This window comes from Pseudomonas sp. UBA6276, from assembly GCF_002438365.1.
Taxonomy (GTDB): Bacteria; Pseudomonadota; Gammaproteobacteria; order Pseudomonadales; family Pseudomonadaceae; genus Aquipseudomonas; species Aquipseudomonas coleopterorum.
Map to the genome: position 1 here is coordinate 575 of NZ_DJUS01000102.1, position 13,439 is coordinate 14,013.

A 13,439-nucleotide genomic window follows, 5' to 3' on the forward strand; every position below is an offset into this window, starting at 1 on the left:
TTCGGCATCGCCTATTTCTCGGCCAACCCCGGGCTGGCAGGTGCAGTCAATGAAAACCACGAGCGGGTGTTCATCGAACTGGCCAAGATCCTCTTCAACCCGTGGATTGCCGGCGTGTTGCTGTCGGCCATCCTGGCGGCAGTGATGAGTACCCTCAGCTGCCAGTTGCTGGTGTGCTCCAGCGCCCTGACCGAGGACTTCTACAAAGCGTTCCTGCGCAAGGGCGCGTCTCAGCGCGAGTTGGTCTGGGTCGGTCGCATGATGGTGTTGCTGGTGGCGCTGGTCGCGATCTGGCTGGCGTCCAATCCCGAGAATCGCGTGCTGGGTCTGGTCAGCTACGCCTGGGCAGGATTCGGCGCGGCATTCGGGCCGGTGGTGCTGATTTCGGTGGTCTGGAAAGGCATGACCCGCAACGGCGCCCTGGCCGGCATTCTGGTCGGCGCGGCGACGGTGATCCTGTGGAAACACTTCGAGCTGCTGGGGTTGTACGAGATCATTCCGGGCTTCGCGTTTGCCAGCCTGGCCATCGTGATCGTCAGCAAGCTGGGCCGTGGTCCGTCACCGGCCATGATCAGCCGCTTCGAACGCGCCGAGGCAGCTTTCCACCAAGGCAAGTGATGCAGTGCTGGCTACCGTCTCCTCCGTAGGAGCGGTCATCGGCCGCGAAAGGGCCCGTCCAGCCACCGCAAAAACCCTATCTGAAATGCTAGACTCCTGCCCATCTGCAGGAGTCCCCATGAACTATCGTCATGCCTTCCACGCCGGCAATCACGCCGACGTGTTCAAACATATCGTCCTCACCCGGTTGGTTGCGCTGATGTCGCGCAAGGAACAACCGTTCGCCTATATCGACACCCATGCCGGCCTCGGCCTGTACGACCTGAGCGGCGACCAGGCGACCCGCACCGGTGAATGGCTCGAAGGCATCGCCCGCCTGTGGCAGGCCACCGACCGCCCCGCGCTGACCGACGACTACGTCAAGGTGATCAACCGCCTCAACGCCGAAGGCGAGCTGCGTTACTACCCAGGGTCGCCCGAGCTGGCGCGGCGGCTGATGCGCCAGCAGGACCGCGTGCTGCTCAACGAAAAGCACCCGGACGATGGCCAGTTGCTCAAGGACAACATGAAGAAGGACCCGCGCGTTGCGGTGCACCTGGGCGAGGGCTGGCACGTGCCGCGAGCCTTGCTGCCCGTGGCCGAAAAGCGCGCGGTGATGCTGATCGATCCGCCGTTCGAACAGCTGGACGAGTTGCAGCGCTGCGCCAAGGCCATGAAGGAAACCATCGGCCGCATGCGCCAGACCGTGGCCGCCATCTGGTACCCGATCAAGGACGATGCGCGCGCCCTCAAGCGTTTCTACCAGGAGCTCACCAGCACCGGCGCGCCCAAGCTTCTGCGCGTGGAGCTGCTGGTGCACCCGCTGGACACGCCACAGAGCCTGAACGGCTCTGGCTTGGTCATCTCCAACCCCCCGTGGGGGCTGGAAGAAGAACTCAACACGCTGATGCCCTGGTTGGCCAATCTGCTCGGCCAGAGCCAGGGTGGCTGGAAGATGGACTGGCTGATCGCCGAATGACCCTCAGGGTGTGAGGCACACCCCGGTTCCGCCCAGCCCGCAATAGCCTTGCGGGTTCTTGGCCAGGTACTGCTGGTGATACGCCTCGGCGTAGTAGAAGGTTGGCGCCGGTTCGACCTGTGTGGTGATCTCGCCGTGGCCGGCTGCGGTCAGCTCGGCCTGGAAAGCCTCGCGGGTCGCCTCGGCAGCGGCCAGTTGCTGCGGGCTTGTGCAGTAGATCACCGAGCGGTACTGAGTACCGATGTCGTTGCCCTGGCGCATGCCCTGGGTCGGGTTGTGCGACTCCCAGAACACCTTCAGCAACGCTTCGTAGGACGTCACCTGCGGGTCGAACACCACCAGCACCACTTCACTGTGCCCGGTCAATCCCGAGCAGGTTTCCTCGTAGGTCGGGTTGGGCGTCATGCCGCCGGCGTAGCCTGCCGCCGTGGTGTACACGCCAGGCTGCTGCCACAGGCGACGTTCCGCGCCCCAGAAACATCCGAGGCCGAAAATTGCCGTTTCAAGCCCCTCGGGAAAGGGACCCTGCAGCGGCTTGCCGTTGACGAAGTGCGCCTCCGGTACGCTGATCGCGGTGTCTCGGCCGGGCAGGGCCTGTTGAGCGGTGGGCAAGTCTTGTTTCTTCACCAGAATTTCCGAACGCAGGACCATCGTGCTGTTCCTCTCTCGTGTGCGGGCAAACCCTCAGACCTGCAGTTTGCCCGAATTCGCCGAGAACGTCAGACCGCTGGGCCGCGGGGGTAGCGTTTGAGCCGTTCGATCAGCTCGGCGCCGGGAATCGGCTTGTCGAACAGATAGCCCTGGCCCACATCGCAGCGCTGACGGCGCAGGAATGCCAGTTGCTCGGCGGTCTCGATGCCCTCGGCCACCACCTTGAGTTTGAGGTTGTGCGCCATGGCGATCACGGCCGAGGTGATCTCCATGTCGTCCTGGTTGTCCGGGATCTCGTGGATGAAGCTGCGATCGATCTTGATCACATCGATGGGGAATTTCTTCAGGTAGCTGAGCGAAGAATAGCCGGTGCCGAAGTCGTCCATGGCCAAGGTGAGGCCCAGGCGCTTGAGCTGGTCGAGTTGCTGATGGGTGTCCACGGTGGCTTCCAGCAGCAAGCCTTCGGTCAGCTCCAGCTCCAGCAACGAGGCGTCCAGCGCTTCTTCTTGCAGAATATTGGCGATGGAAGCGACCAGGTCGGGGTCGGAAAACTGCTTGGGCGACAGGTTGATCGCCACCTGCAGGCGACCGAGGCCAGCGGCGGTCATGGCTTTGCTCATGCGGCAGGCCTGCCGGGCGATCCACTTGCCGATGGGGATGATCAAGCCCGTCTCTTCAGCCACGCTGATGAACTGATCGGGCCGGATCATGCCTTTTTCCGGATGGTTCCAGCGCAACAGCGCCTCCATGCCCAGCAGGCGACCCGAGCGCAGGCACAGTTTGGGCTGGTAGAACACATCCAGTTCATTCTGGGTCAAGGCGCGCCGCAGGTTGTTCTCCACGAACAGCTTGTAGCTGGCCTCGGCGTTCAGCGCCTCGGTGAACACCTGCACTTGATGCTTGCCGTTGGCCTTGGCCTTGTGCAGGGCAAGGCCGGCGTTTTTCATCAGGGTCTGCGGGTCACGCCCGTGTAGCGGCGCACAGGCCAGGCCCACGGAGCCGGTGACGTTGATCAACTGGTTGTCCACGAACATCGGCTTGTCGAGGGTCAGCAGCACCTGTTGGGCGATACGCTGGCCGGCCTCCAGGTCGGTGTCGTGCAGCAGCACGGCGAACTCGTTGCTGGCAAAGCGTGCCAGGCTGCCGGCCGGGCTCAGGCTGTTGCGCAGTCGACGCGACAGGCTGACCAACAGCTTGTCGCCGGTCTGGTGGCCGAGGCTGTCGTTGATCCGCTTGAAATTATCGATGTCCACCAGCATCAGGCTGATCGGCCGGTCGCTGTCGTGAGCGAAGCTTTCGTCAAGGCTGCGGATGAACGCCGGGCGGTTGCCCAGATTGGTCAGGTTGTCGGTATAAGCCAGGCGCTCGATGCGCTGCTGGGCCAGCTTGCTTTGGGTGATGTCCTCATAGATACCGATGTAGTGGGTCAGCTCACGGTCATCGCCGTAGACCTTGGAGATCGACAGCTGGCCCCAATAGGGCTCCAGGTTCTTGCGCCGGCTCTTGAATTCGCCTTGCCAGCTGTTGCCGTTGGCCAGGCTCGATGGCGCGTCGAACAGCAGTTCGCTGAGGTTCTCCAGAGCGGGTAGATCCGCCAGGCGCTTGCCGTGGACTTCCTCGGTGCTGTACTGGGTGATCGCGGTGAAGCTGGGGTTGACGTACTCCACCACGCCATCGCAATTGACCAGCAGAAAGGCATTGGCACTTTGTTCCACCGCTCGTTGAAACAGGTTCAAGGCACTGGTGGCCGCACGGCGGTCATGGTTGTTGATCACCTGGGCGAAGTGGTCGGCGAGCTCGCCGGCAAAGGCAATCTCGTCGGCGCGCCAGGCACGTCCGCCGCCACTCTGCTCAAGGCACAGGACACCGACCACTTGGCCGTCGATGCGGATACTGGCATCGAGCACGGAGCGAACGTCGCGCAGCGCCAGCAACGGCGCCAGCTGGCACGTGCGCCGATCGGTGGCTACATCGCTGGCGTCGATAGCGCGACTGGTGTGCAGCGCCGTCAGATAGTCCGGGTAGTCGCTCAGGTCTACCGCCTGCGGGCAGCCATGGGCCTGGCGCTCGCGATAATAAGCAGTGATGGGCAGCAATTGCTGACCCTGCAAATTCCACAGGCTGGCGCAATCCACGGCATAGATGTCACAGGCATTGCGGGTAATCAGCTCGGCAGCTTCGAGCAAGGGCTTGTGGGTGCCGTAGCGCTGCTGGGCCAGGCTCAGGATCAAGGCCTGCTGGGCGCTGGCGCGCTCCAGATGCTGCAGTTGTTCGCGTTGCGCCAGCTGGTTCAGTTCAAGCGCCATTTGCAGTGGACTGCTCACGCCGGTCGGCTCCACAGCGCTGTCGAACACGCTATCGACGGCGTCGTCGACGACCACCAGGTAGCCGCGCAACAGCTGTCGATTGCGTTGGCGAAACGCCTCGCCCAACTCCATCAGGTGCAAGCTGCCTTGGTTGCTGTGCAGGGTATAGCGCACGACGTAATGGGTGCTGTCGACCAATTGCGCCTGAATGGCATCGTGCAGACGATGACGGGCCGCCGGCTCCATCAGGCACGCATACGGCGAGCCGGTCAGGGAGCACAGCTCCGCCGCCGGCAGGCCAAAGACGCGCTCGCAGTTCGGATCCAGGAAAAGCAGGGCCCAACTGGCCTCGTTCAGCCGCTCGAAACGCAGCATGCCCAGGCGCGAGGGCACCGGCAGCTGCGTCACTACCTCGGCCACCATGCGGTTGGCGGCATCGGGCTGGCTTTTCATTGAACACTCGCTTCAAGAGTACTGGTCGCGCAGAGACAACAATCCCTACAGGCTGGGGTCCCTACAGGCTCGCGCGTGGGGCAAGGTTGCATCATGGCGCTCGGGCTTACAAGCGATACAGTGGCTCGGTGCTTCCATGTTGTCGGCAGGCGCACAAAATTCTGGAATTGGATCCGAAAATACCCGGTGATGAAGGCATCTACCGTATGGGTTGCGTGCGAATAATGAACTTCGGGGTCAAATCCGGGGCAAAAAAAACCCACCGCGAGGTGGGTTTTTCTTATCCGGCCAGCCTTACAGCAGCATGGTACGGATGTCGGTCAGCAGCTCGCCCAGACGCTTGGTGAAGCGGGCAGCGGCGGCGCCGTTGATCACGCGGTGATCGTAGGACAGCGACAGCGGCAGCATCAGCTTGGGCTGGAACGCCTTGCCATCCCAAACAGGCTGGATGGTGGCCTTGGAAACACCCAGGATCGCCACTTCCGGCGCGTTGACGATCGGCGTGAAGCCGGTGCCGCCAATGTGCCCGAGGCTGGAAATGGTGAAGCAGGCGCCTTGCATGTCGTCGGCCGAGAGCTTCTTGGTCCGGGCTTTTTCAGCCAGGGCCGCGGCTTCAGCTGCCAGTTGCAGCAGGCTCTTCTGGTCGACGTTCTTGATCACCGGTACCAGCAGGCCATCCGGCGTATCGACCGCGAAGCCGACGTTGACGTACTTCTTGCGGATGATCGCCTTGCCGCTAGGGGCCAGCGAAGCATTGAAGTCCGGCAGTTCCTTGAGCAGGTGCGCGCAGGCCTTGAGCAGCAACGGCAGCACGGTCAGCTTGACGCCGGCCTTTTCCGCCACGGCTTTCTGCGCCACGCGGAACGCTTCCAGCTCGGTGATATCGGCCTGGTCGAACTGGGTCACGTGCGGCACGTTCAGCCAGCTGCGGTGCAGGTTGGTGGCACCGGCCTGCATCAGGCGGGTCATCGGCACCTCTTCGGTTTCACCGAAGCGGCTGAAGTCGACGACTGGAATCGGCGGAATGCCCGCACCACCGGTAGCGCCGGCCGCAGCGGCCGGTGCTTCCTTGGCCTTCTGCATCATCGCCTTGACGTAGACCTGCACGTCTTCCTTGAGGATGCGGCCGTGTGGGCCGGTCGGGCTCACCGCGCTCAATTCGACGCCGAACTCGCGCGCCAACTGGCGAACGGCCGGGCCGGCATGAACCTTGGCGCCGGCGGGCTTGGCCGGTGCGGCAGCAGGCTTTTCAGCGGCAGCAGCAGGTGCAGGTGCGGCAGCTGGTTTCGATTCAGCGGGTGCAGGGGCAGGGGCTGCCGCCTGGGCAGGCGCAGCAGGTGCAGCGCCAGCCACTTTCAGCTTGAGGATCAGATCGCCGGTACCGACTTCGTCTTCCAGCTTGACGCTGATGCTTTCGACCACGCCGGCAGCCGGAGAAGGAATCTCCATGCTGGCCTTGTCCGATTCCAGAGTGATCAGCGATTGGTCGGCCTCGACTGTGTCACCGGCCTTGACCAGTACTTCGATGATCTTGGCTTTGCCAGCCGAACCGATGTCCGGCACATGGATGTCCTGCACGCTGTCGCCGGCAGGCGCTGCGGCCGGCTTTTCAGCCGGTGCAGGCGCCGCCGCGGCAGGCGCGGGAGCAGCGGCGGCCGGGGCAGCAGCGGGGGCTGCGCCTTCGACCGTCAGCTTGAGGATCAGGTCACCGGTGCCGACTTCGTCGTTCAGGTTGACGCTGATGCTCTCCACCACGCCTGCGGCAGGCGAAGGGATCTCCATGCTCGCCTTGTCCGATTCCAGGGTGATCAAGGACTGATCGGCGGTGACGGTGTCACCCACCTTCACCGAAATCTCGATGATCTGCGCCTTGCCCGACGAACCGATGTCCGGCACGTGGATGTCCTGGCTCGAAGAGGCGGCAGCGGGAGCGGCGGCCGGGGCAGCGGCAGGCGTGGCCTCGGCTTTCTCTTCCAGCTTGGGCGCGGCGGCAGGCTCGGAAGCCTGGGGCGCTTCTTCAGCACCCTCGACGTCCAGCTCCAGCAGTTCGTCGCCTTCTTTCAGGCGGTCGCCCAGCTTGACCTTGATGCTTTTCACGACGCCCGCCTTGGGCGCCGGCACTTCCATGCTGGCCTTGTCCGACTCGAGGGTCAGCAGACTCTGCTCGGCCTCGATGCGGTCGCCGACCTTGACCAGCAATTCAATGACTTCACCTTCACCGCTGCCGATGTCAGGTACGCGAATGAGTTCGCTCACAAAAAATCTCCTCAGCAGTCCAGTGGGTTGCGTTTGTCAGGGTCGATACCGAACTTGACGATGGCCTCGGCCACCACCTTGGCTTCGATATCGCCGCGATCTGCCAAGGCTTCCAGGGCAGCCAGCACGACGAAGTTGCGGTCCACTTCGAAGAAGTGACGCAGCTTCTTGCGGCTGTCGCTGCGACCGAAGCCATCGGTACCCAGGACTTTGAATTCCTTGGAAGGAACCCACTGACGAATCTGCTCGGCGAACAGTTTCATGTAGTCGGTCGACGCGATGACCGGACCTTTACGGCCGCTCAGGCATTCTTCGACGTAGGTGGTCTGCGGCTTCTGCCCAGGGTGCAGGCGGTTCGAGCGCTCCACGGCCAGGCCGTCGCGGCGCAGTTCGTTGAAGCTGGTGACGCTCCATACGTCGGCTGCGACGTTGAACTCTTCGCGCAGAATCTTCGCCGCTTCGCGGACTTCACGCAGGATGGTGCCCGAACCCAGCAACTGGACGTGGTGCGCCGCTTCCTTGGTGTCTTCCTCGAGCAGGTACATGCCCTTGATGATGCCTTCCTCGGCGCCGGCCGGAATGGCAGGCTGGGTGTAGGCTTCGTTCATCACGGTGATGTAGTAGAAGATGTCCTGTTGCTCTTCGGTCATCTTCTTCATGCCGTCCTGGATGATCACCGCCAGCTCGTAGCCGTAGGTAGGGTCATAGGTGCGGCAGTTCGGGATGGTCGCGGCAAGCAGATGGCTGTGGCCGTCTTCGTGCTGCAGGCCTTCGCCGTTCAGAGTGGTCCGGCCAGCGGTGCCGCCGATCAGGAAGCCACGGGTACGGCTGTCGCCGGCGGCCCAGGCCAAGTCGCCGATACGCTGGAAACCGAACATGGAGTANNCGATACGCTGGAAACCGAACATCGAGTAGAAGATGTAGAACGGCAGCATCGGCTGGTTATGGTTGCTGTACGAGGTACCAGCAGCGATGAACGACGACATGGCGCCGGCTTCGTTGATGCCTTCCTCGAGGATCTGGCCCTTCTTGTCCTCGCGGTAGAACATCACCTGGTCTTTGTCGACGGGATCGTACAGCTGGCCGACGGAAGAGTAGATGCCCAGTTGGCGGAACATGCCTTCCATACCGAAGGTACGGGCTTCGTCCGGGATGATCGGGACGATGCGCTGACCGATTTCCTTGTCCTTGACCAGCTGCGACAGGATCCGCACGAAGGCCATGGTGGTGGAGATTTCACGGTCGCCCGAACCGTCCAGGATCGCCTTGAGGGTTTCCAGTGGCGGGGTCGGAACGCTGAAGCTCTTGGCCCGGCGCTGCGGCACGAAACCGCCCAGGGCAGCACGGCGCTCGCTCAGGTAGCGCGCTTCGGCGCTGCCTTCTTCAGGCTTGTAGAACGGCAGGCTTTCCAGGTCCTGGTCCTTGACCGGGATGTCGAAGCGGTCGCGGAATTTGCGCAGGCTGTCGACGTCGACCTTCTTGGTGTTGTGCGCGGTATTCTTGGCTTCGCCTGCACCGGTGCCGTAGCCCTTGATGGTCTTGGCCAGGATGACGGTCGGCTGTTCCTTGTGGTTCACCGCCTGATGGTAGGCCGCATAGACCTTGTACGGGTCGTGGCCACCACGGTTGAGCTTCCAGATCTCGTCGTCGGACAGGTCAGCGACCATGGCCTTGAGTTCCGGAGTATTGAAGAAGTGCTCACGGACGAACGCGCCGTCCTTGGCCTTGTAGTTCTGGTATTCGCCGTCGATGACTTCGTCCATGCGACGCTGCAGGATGCCGTCGACGTCCTTGGCCAGCAATGGGTCCCAGAAACGGCCCCACACCACTTTGTTGACGTTCCAGCCACCGCCGCGGAACACGCCTTCGAGTTCCTGGATGATCTTGCCGTTGCCGCGAACCGGGCCGTCGAGGCGCTGCAGGTTGCAGTTGATGACGAAGATCAGGTTGTCCAGCTTCTCGCGGCCTGCCAGGGAGATCGCGCCCAGGGATTCGGGCTCGTCGCACTCGCCGTCGCCCATGAAGCACCAGATCTTCTGCTTGCCGGCCGGGATGTAGCCGCGCGCTTCCATGTACTTCATGAAGCGTGCCTGGTAGATCGCCTGGATCGGGCCCAGACCCATGGAAACGGTCGGGAACTGCCAGAAATCAGGCATCAGCCAAGGGTGCGGGTACGAGGACAGGCCTTTGCCGTCCACTTCCTGGCGGAAGTTGTTCATCTGGTCTTCGCTGATGCGGCCTTCCATGAAGGCGCGAGCGTAGACGCCAGGCGAGGCGTGGCCCTGGAAGTAGATGAGGTCGCCGCCGTGCTCGTCGGTCGGGGCCTGGAAGAAGTAGTTGAAGCCGATGTCGTACAGGGTCGCGCTGGAGGCGAAGCTGGAAATGTGGCCGCCCAGATCCGGGTCGCGCAGGTTGGTCCGGACCACCATCGCCAGTGCGTTCCAACGCACCAACGAGCGAATGCGGCGTTCCATAAACAGGTCGCCAGGCATGCGTGCTTCGTGGGTGACGGGGATGGTGTTGCGGTACGGCGTGGTGATGGCGTAAGGGAGTTGTGAACCACTGCGGGTGGCCAACTCACCCATGCGGGTCATCAGGTAGTGAGCGCGGTCTTCGCCTTCTTTGTCGAGGACCGACTCCAGGGCATCCAGCCATTCCTGGGTTTCGACGGGATCGAGGTCTTGCATGGCTTGCTCCAGGGCGGAAAGGCTTCCAGAATCGAAGCCTGAGTTTGCGACTGGCCTTGTGGGCAGACGATATTGAATTCTTGGATTACCGGCAGCTTTTCCGGCGCGCTGTAGTTTTACTACAAATCCCTGCCCTTTTCATGCCCTTGCGGGTAGGGGGCAGCGGGGGAAACACAGGATACAGGCTTTTGGCCCCCTGTCCGGTTGTGGCTTGCATCGCAACCTGTGATCGAATGTATTCGTCTGCAGGTTGTGCTGGAGATAATTCTGCCAAGTTCGGTCGGAATTTAGCTATTTATCACCTTTGTTCGACAGTTCAGGGACAGATGAACCTGTCTATACAGACCTTTACTGGGCTCTTCACGCTGCACAAGGATAGACCATGAACCTGCCTTTGCTGGTCGAAATTCCGGCCGTCCTCATGCCTTTGGTGTCGCGCAATCGCGAGTCGTTCCAGGCCGCTGTGGTGGGGGCTGAGGGCCTCTTCGCGGGCAGAGCCCGCTCCCACAGTGTGCGTGGTGTTGCTGAAATCCATGTGGGAGCGGGGCGGGCGGCTGAGCCCTCTGCCCGCGAAGAGGCCCCCCCAGTCAACACATCCCTCAACTGGCCCACAGACCGCTGGCAACAATGGGACCGCGTCACCACAGCCAGCGACTTCGTCCTGCAGCAAGCCATCCAGAACCCCGCCATGCTGCTCGACCTCATCGCCAGCGGCGATCTGGACCGGCCCTTCAAGCCTGGTGAATTGCGCGAACAGATCGCCCAGGCCGTGGCCCAGGCAGACAGTGAAGACGAACTGGCGCGCACCCTGCGGCGCCAGCGTGCGCGACAACAGGTGCGCATAATCTGGCGTGACCTCAACCGTCTGGCCGACCTGGTGCAGACCTGCCGCGACCTGTCGGACATGGCCGACGCCTGCATCGACCAGGCCTACCAATGGCTGTACCCGCGCCACTGCCAGCAGTTCGGTACGCCCATGGGCCGGCGCAGCGGCGAGCAACAGCACATGGTCGTGCTGGGCATGGGCAAGCTGGGCGCGGTGGAGCTGAACCTGTCGTCCGACATCGACCTGATCTTCGGTTACCCCGAAGGCGGCGAAACCCAAGGGGTCAAGCGTCCGCTCGACAATCAGGAGTTCTTCATCCGGCTAGGCCAGCGCCTGATCAAGGCCCTGGACCCGATCACCGTCGACGGTTTCGTCTTCCGCGTCGACATGCGGCTGCGCCCCTATGGCTCATCCGGCGCTCTGGTGCTCAGCTTCAACGCGCTGGAACAGTATTACCAGGACCAGGGGCGCGACTGGGAACGCTACGCCATGATCAAGGCGCGCGTGGTGGCCGGCGACCAGCAGGCCGGTGCGCAGTTGCTCGACCTTTTACGACCGTTCGTCTACCGCCGGTATCTGGACTTCTCGGCCATCGACGCGCTGCGCACCATGAAGCAGTTGATCCAGCAGGAAGTGCGACGCAAGGGCATGGCCGACAACATCAAGCTGGGCTCCGGGGGCATCCGCGAAATCGAGTTCATCGCCCAGGCGTTCCAACTGATCCACGGCGGGCGTGACCTGAGCCTGCAGCAGCGACCTTTGCTCAAGGTGCTGGCGACCCTGGAGGGGCAGGGCTACCTGCCGGCTGCGGTGGTCGATGAGTTGCGCGAGGGCTATGAATTCCTGCGTTACACCGAGCACGCTATCCAGGCCATCGCTGATCGGCAGACACAGATGCTGCCCGATGACGAGCTGGACCGTGCGCGCGTTGCCTTCATCATGGGCTTTGCCGACTGGTCAGCCTTCCATGAGCGCCTGATGCACTGGCGCAGCCGCACCGCCTGGCATTTCGCGCAGGTGATCGCCGACCCGGATGAAGACGCCGAGGCCAGCGATGCCCTGGTCATCGGCGGCGAATGGCTGCCGTTGTGGGAAGAAACCCGCGACGCCGATTCGGCCTGCCGACAACTGCAGGAAGCCGGTTTCAGCGACGCGCGCCAGGCCCTCAAGCGCCTCGAAGACCTGCGCGCCAGCCCGCAACTGCGCGCCATGCAGCGCCTGAGCCGCGAACGTCTGGATGCCTTCATCCCGCGTTTGCTGGCCCAGGCGGTGGAACACGCCGACCCGGACCTGATCCTGGAGCGGGTCTTGCCGCTGGTGGAAGCCGTGGCACGGCGTTCGGCGTACCTGGTGCTGCTCACGGAAAACCCCGACGCCCTTCGTCGCCTGCTGACTCTGTGCGCGGCCAGCCCATGGATTGCCGAGCAGATCGCCCGCTTCCCCTTGCTGCTCGACGAATTGCTCAACGAGGCGCGCCTGTTCAACCCGCCATTGGCACCGGAGTTGGCGGCCGAGCTGCGTGAACGGCTCACCCGCATCCCCGAGGACGACCTGGAACAGCAGATGGAGGCGCTGCGCCATTTCAAGCTGGCGCACAACCTGCGCGTGGCGGCCTCGGAAATTGCCGGTGGGTTGCCGCTGATGAAGGTCAGCGATTACCTGACCTGGCTGGCCGAAGCGATTCTGGAGCAGGTGCTGGCGCTGGCCTGGCGTCAGACCGTGGCCCGCCACGGGGTACCCAAGCGGCCCGATGGCAGCGACTGCGATCCGGCGTTTGTCATCGTCGGCTATGGCAAGGTCGGCGGCATCGAGCTGGGGCACGGCTCGGACCTGGACCTGGTGTTCATCCACGACGGCGACCCGAGCCTGGAAACCGATGGCGCCAAGCCGATCGACAGCGCCCAGTTCTTCACCCGCCTGGGACAGCGCATCATCCACCTGCTGACCGCGCAGACCAACTCCGGCCAGCTGTACGAGGTCGACATGCGCCTGCGCCCCTCCGGCGCGGCGGGGCTGCTGGTCAGTTCGTTGGCGGCGTTCTCGCGCTATCAGCAGACCGAGGCCTGGACCTGGGAGCACCAGGCTCTGGTGCGCGCCCGGGTGCTGGTGGGTTGTCGCCAGACCGGTGCAGCGTTCGAGCAGGTGCGCGGCGCCGTGCTGGCCAAGCCACGCGACCTGGACACCTTGCGTGCCGAGGTCAGCGACATGCGTGCGAAGATGCGCGATAACCTCGGCACGCGTCAGACCGCGGCAGGGCGAGGCGCCAATGCCTTCGAAGCTGGCCAGCGCTTTGACGTCAAGCAGGACGCCGGTGGTATCGTGGATATCGAATTTATGGTGCAATACGCGGCTCTGGCGTGGTCGGGCAAACACCCGGACCTGCTGCGTTATACCGACAACATTCGCATTCTCGAAGGCCTGGAAGAGGCCGGATTGTTGCCCGCCGCCGATGCCGGATTGCTGCGCGAAGCCTATAAAGCCTACCGCTCGGCCGCCCATCGCCAGGCCCTGCAGAAGCAGGCCGGGGTGATCCCGGGCGACCAGTTCACCGATGAACGGCGCGAGGTGATGCGGATCTGGAGTGAGCTGGGGTTGAGCTGAATTCGATGGTGCCTGTGCGGGCCACTGTGGGAGCGGGGCGGGCGGCTGAGCCCTCTGCCCGCGAAGAGGCCCTCATGAACACC

The 13,439-nt window shown here is 63.2% G+C and carries 7 protein-coding genes; 3 read left to right on the forward strand and 4 right to left on the reverse strand.

What is annotated here, in order from left to right:
* Together B2V21_RS11580 and B2V21_RS11585 are read left to right on the forward strand one after the other, a co-directional pair.
* Positions 1 to 618: sodium:solute symporter family transporter (locus B2V21_RS11580; RefSeq protein ID WP_414708391.1), on the forward strand; the 618-nt coding region annotated here is incomplete at its 5' end.
* Between the two features lie 118 nt (positions 619 to 736).
* Positions 737 to 1,576 carry a 23S rRNA (adenine(2030)-N(6))-methyltransferase RlmJ gene (locus B2V21_RS11585; protein ID WP_286916919.1) on the forward strand — a complete coding sequence of 280 codons (840 nt, stop codon included), beginning with the start codon at positions 737 to 739 and terminating at the stop codon, positions 1,574 to 1,576.
* Positions 1,577 to 1,579: 3 nt separating this feature from the next.
* Here B2V21_RS11585 and msrA read toward each other — a convergent pair whose 3' ends face one another.
* The 4 genes from msrA to aceE form a co-directional block, all read right to left on the reverse strand.
* Positions 1,580 to 2,227 carry a peptide-methionine (S)-S-oxide reductase MsrA gene (gene msrA / locus B2V21_RS11590; RefSeq protein WP_286916920.1) on the reverse strand — a complete coding sequence of 216 codons (648 nt, stop codon included), beginning with the start codon at positions 2,225 to 2,227 and terminating at the stop codon, positions 1,580 to 1,582.
* A gap of 68 nt (positions 2,228 to 2,295) precedes the next feature.
* Complete coding sequence (locus B2V21_RS11595) at positions 2,296 to 4,986, reverse strand: putative bifunctional diguanylate cyclase/phosphodiesterase (RefSeq protein WP_286916921.1); 2,691 nt, start codon at positions 4,984 to 4,986, stop codon at positions 2,296 to 2,298.
* A gap of 294 nt (positions 4,987 to 5,280) precedes the next feature.
* Entirely contained in the window at positions 5,281 to 7,242 is a 1,962-nt protein-coding gene (aceF, locus tag B2V21_RS11600) for a dihydrolipoyllysine-residue acetyltransferase (RefSeq protein ID WP_286916922.1), read from the reverse strand.
* A gap of 11 nt (positions 7,243 to 7,253) precedes the next feature.
* Positions 7,254 to 9,929, reverse strand: a complete 2,676-nt coding sequence (gene aceE / locus B2V21_RS11605; RefSeq protein WP_286916923.1) for a pyruvate dehydrogenase (acetyl-transferring), homodimeric type — start codon at positions 9,927 to 9,929, stop codon at positions 7,254 to 7,256.
* A 382-nt stretch (positions 9,930 to 10,311) separates the two neighbouring features.
* Here aceE and glnE point away from each other — a divergent pair, with 382 nt between their 5' ends.
* Positions 10,312 to 13,356: a bifunctional [glutamate--ammonia ligase]-adenylyl-L-tyrosine phosphorylase/[glutamate--ammonia-ligase] adenylyltransferase gene (gene glnE, locus B2V21_RS11610; RefSeq protein WP_286916924.1), complete on the forward strand. Its 3,045-nt coding sequence runs from the start codon at positions 10,312 to 10,314 to the stop codon at positions 13,354 to 13,356.
* The last annotated feature ends 83 nt before the right edge of the window (positions 13,357 to 13,439 follow it).

What these genes read in the sequence shown, in the direction of transcription:
- B2V21_RS11585 (WP_286916919.1), top strand. Translation starts at nt 737, where the DNA reads ATGAACTATCGTCATGCCTTCCACGCCGGCAATCACGCCGACGTGTTC.
- msrA (WP_286916920.1), bottom strand. Translation starts at nt 2,227, where the DNA reads ATGGTCCTGCGTTCGGAAATTCTGGTGAAGAAACAAGACTTGCCCACC.
- B2V21_RS11595 (WP_286916921.1), bottom strand. Translation starts at nt 4,986, where the DNA reads ATGAAAAGCCAGCCCGATGCCGCCAACCGCATGGTGGCCGAGGTAGTG.
- glnE (WP_286916924.1), top strand. Translation starts at nt 10,312, where the DNA reads ATGAACCTGCCTTTGCTGGTCGAAATTCCGGCCGTCCTCATGCCTTTG.